Origin of the sequence: Kluyvera sp. Awk 3 (genome assembly GCF_028069715.1) — a bacterium.
In the GTDB taxonomy this organism is placed as follows: domain Bacteria; phylum Pseudomonadota; class Gammaproteobacteria; order Enterobacterales; family Enterobacteriaceae; genus Kluyvera; species Kluyvera georgiana_A.
The window spans coordinates 1-709 of sequence record NZ_JANEWH010000311.1; the positions used below are offsets into that span (position 1 = coordinate 1).

General features: G+C 43.6%; 1 protein-coding gene. It reads right to left on the reverse strand.

Annotated features, from left to right (window positions below; all coding sequences use genetic code 11):
• On the reverse strand, positions 1 to 709 hold a 709-nt coding region (locus NNN71_RS24835), incomplete at both ends, for a helix-turn-helix domain-containing protein (RefSeq protein WP_271459607.1).

Genomic DNA, 709 nt, shown 5'->3' on the forward strand with positions numbered 1-709 from the left:
CCAAATGCCTCTTTAACCTCATTGGAAAAATGAGACAGCGATGAGTAGCCATGATTCATCGCAATAGTCGTCAGGTTATGGTTACCTTCCAACATATCAAATAGCGCTCGCACCAGTCGCCAATCGCGCAATTCAACTTTCGCTGTTTTACCTAAAGCCACTCTGGCTAGCCGTCTGAAATGAGAGGCAGATAAACCATAACGCTCACACAATAATCGCAAGTGTTGGGTATTATTGCCGCAAGACTCATCAAGGAGAAACTCAACCAGGTTATACCATTCGTTATGCTGTAATACACTTGAGAACTGATTGACTCCATCAGTTTGCATAAATATCTGGTTTAAGAACCAGTATTCCACTTTTCTCAATGAAGGCCGGGGCCCTAGCTCAGCCGGCAAATATCCATAAGGGCTAAATTCATCGTAGGTCTTCTGATGCTTACGAGCACGATCAATGAAAACCTGTAGTTTGACCAGGAACGGAAATTTAACGCTGCTGTAGTTTAATTGTCCGGATTCAATAGCCAAAGTACATGGTTTCAATACCAGCATTCCTTGCTGGTTTCCGCCGATGAATTTAACCGACTCCTGCGCTCGAGATAATATATTAAGATTGCAACCATCACTTCCAGTGGCGATATAAAGCAATGAATGCCCGGCGAAGGTAATCTCGTCCCCAGCAGCCAATTTGTTGTTACGGATAGCAATTT